Source organism: Actinospica acidithermotolerans (genome assembly GCF_018139625.1).
In the GTDB taxonomy this organism is placed as follows: Bacteria; Actinomycetota; Actinomycetes; order Streptomycetales; family Catenulisporaceae; genus Actinospica; species Actinospica acidithermotolerans.
This window is the reverse complement of sequence record NZ_JAGSOH010000254.1, coordinates 1-2,525: the sequence shown is the minus strand read 5'-3', so window position 1 is coordinate 2,525 and position 2,525 is coordinate 1. Positions and strand designations below refer to the sequence as shown.

Genomic DNA, 2,525 nt, shown 5'->3' with positions numbered 1-2,525 from the left:
CATCTCAGGCGCGACCGGCGGCGGTGGGTATGGCTCGTAGCCCATTGATGACCCTTCGCAGGACGTCGACGTCGGTGTTGATGGCGGCCCGCGGCTCGTGCACCGTGAGGAACCGCCCGGCCCGCAGATCCCCCGCCAGCACCCGGACCACGTTCAGATGCAAGCCAAGTCGCACCGCGAGCTCGGCGAGGGACTGCGGCACGCCGCAGGCCTCGACGATAGCGCGCCGCTCGAAGGCCAGCGCTCCAAGCTGCCGCAGCCCCTCCGTGGTGGCGACCACCTGCGTCTCCATCGGCAGTTCCGCACCGGGGGCCACGACCCGACCCTCGGTGAGCAGGAACGGCCTCACCACACCCGGCTGGGTCCCCCGACCCGCCGGTCGCTTCTCCCCCGTGTCCCGGCTCACGTCGTCACTCCGGCGGCGGTCACCGTGTTCTTCAGCTCCATGATCAGCTGCGGGTTGAGAACCGCGCCGACCCGGTTGCCGAACAGGGTCATCTCGTACGCTACGTTGCCCAGCTTGGCGTCCTTCGCGGTGACCACGCCGAGGACGCAGCCGCTGCCAATCGAGGAGACGAGCAGGTGACCGTCCTCCATGTCAATGATCACCTTGCGTAGCGGCCCGAGGCCGTAGTGCCCGGCTGCGCCGGCGGCCAGGCTCGTCAGGCCGGAGACGATCGCGGCGAGGCGCTCGGAGGAGGCGCGGTCCTCGGGCCGGGACACCGCTATGAGCAGGCCGTCCGAGGAGACCGCGATCGCGTCTGCGACGCCCGCGGTGTCGGTCGCGAACCGCGAGACGAGCCAGGTGAACTCGGCCGCGGCGGTACGCAGGTCCTGGGTGCTGGCTTCGGGCGACTGGCTGGGGCTCATCACGGCCTTATTCCTTCCGGTTCGTCACTTGCACGGACGATCGGGAGATCCTGCGCGGATGCGCGCAGGGCCTCCTCGACTCCGGCCTCGAATTCCTCCACGGCCGCACGCGCGGCCTCGGCGTCGAGTAGCTGGGCGTCCGCCAGCGCGGCGGGCACCTGGGGGGTGGACTCCCGCACAGCGGAACGGTTCCGGGTACGCCGCGGCAGCGGGCTCGGCTCGGTCGCGCCGACAGGTTCCTGGGCTCCGCGCGCCGCGAACTCCGATGCGGTGTCCGCTTCGGGCGCGGTGCGGCGGCGTGGCACCAGCGGCGGCGCCGAGGCCTCCGCGGGGTTGTGCTCCGTCTGACCGCCGGCCTGCGCGCCCTGCCCGCGCGTCGCCGCGGGAGACGAGGCAGCTGCGGCCCGGATTCGGCGAGCTAGGTCGGCCGAGGTGGGCGGGAGAACGGACGGTGCGGGGGCGGCGGTGTCTCCGTCGGCATCCGCGCTGTTGAGGTACGTGCCGTTGACGGATTCTCCGTGGGCGTACGTGCCGGAGGTCTGTTCACCGCTGGCGTACGTGCCGTTGACGGACTCTCCCTGGGCGTACGCACCGGAGGTCTGTTCACCGGGGGCGGGCGCGCCCTTAACGGACTCTCCCCGGGCGTACACACCGGAGGTGTGTTCATCGGTGGCGTATGTGCCGTTGACAGACTCTCCGTGGGCGTACGTGCCGGAGGTGTGTTCACCGGGGGCGGGCGCGCCGTTGACGGGCTCTCCGGTGGCGTACGTGCTGCTAACGGTGGTGGGTGCGCCGTTTACGCTTGTGCCGTTGAGGTTCCACGGCGTGTTGTTCGGCGTCGACGTCGGTGTTGGCGTAGACGTCGGTTTCGGGGACGCAGTCGAGGCCGGGGCGGCCGGGTCCGCGTAGCCGGTGGTACCGGCGGATCCGGGGTCGTAGGACTTTGCTATGCCGTGGGAGCCGTTGACGTGCCACGGGGTGGAGTCCGTCGATTGTGCGGAGACGGGGGATCCGGTCCCTGCGTCGGCGGCGTGCCAGAGGGTGGGCTCGGCTTCGGGGATGGGTGTCGAATCGAAGCCGAAGCCGTGTGCCAACTGTCCGGCTGATTCGCGGGACGGCGACGTGGTCGCGGACGATGGAGCGGATGACGCGGCGGGCGACGTCGCTGTCGACTCGGGTGAGTCGGAGGGCTGGAGCTGGGACGTCGCTGTCTCGGGTGACGTGATCTGTGCACCGGCTGAGGTGACCGGGGCGGCCGGAGCGGCTGGGAATGCTGACTCGGACGAGGGCGACTGCGGCGACGGCGACTGTGCCTGCCGAGTTTGCGACAGCGGCGAATCCAGCGACAGCGATAGGGGAGTCTGCGCCTGATGAGTCTGCGACAGCGGCGAACCCGGCGACTGCGATAGCTGAGTCGAAGTCGGCGCCTGTGCCTGTGTCTGAGGTTGTGCTTGCGCCTGCGCCTGCGCCTGCGGAGTCTGCGACTGCGGCGCCCCCGCCGCTGCCGACGACTCCGGCGACTCCGCCGACCCCGACGACTGCAGCAGCTGCGGCGTCTGTCCCTGCGACGTCTGTCCCTGCGACGTCGGCGTTTCGGGCTGCTGGTCGGGCTGCTGCTCGGGCTTGGCGGCGGAGCGGCGGCGGATGGGGAGGGG

The 2,525-nt window shown here is 71.0% G+C and carries 3 protein-coding genes; all 3 read right to left on the bottom strand.

Features of this window, described 5'->3' with window-relative positions; translation table 11 throughout:
• Positions 1 to 4: 4 nt before the first annotated feature.
• From KDK95_RS34455 to KDK95_RS34445, 3 genes are read right to left on the bottom strand one after another with little or no spacing between them, the layout of a single operon-like run.
• Complete coding sequence (locus KDK95_RS34455; RefSeq protein ID WP_307844913.1) at positions 5 to 352, bottom strand: DUF742 domain-containing protein; 348 nt, start codon at positions 350 to 352, stop codon at positions 5 to 7.
• Between the two features lie 50 nt (positions 353 to 402).
• The gene (locus KDK95_RS34450) at positions 403 to 870 is read right to left on the bottom strand and encodes a roadblock/LC7 domain-containing protein (RefSeq protein ID WP_212522558.1); all 468 of its coding nucleotides are present in this window, start codon (positions 868 to 870) and stop codon (positions 403 to 405) included.
• Complete coding sequence (locus tag KDK95_RS34445) at positions 870 to 1,964, bottom strand: hypothetical protein (RefSeq protein WP_212522557.1); 1,095 nt, start codon at positions 1,962 to 1,964, stop codon at positions 870 to 872. Before KDK95_RS34445 ends, KDK95_RS34450 begins: the two co-directional genes overlap by 1 nt.
• Between the last annotated feature and the right edge of the window lie 561 nt (positions 1,965 to 2,525).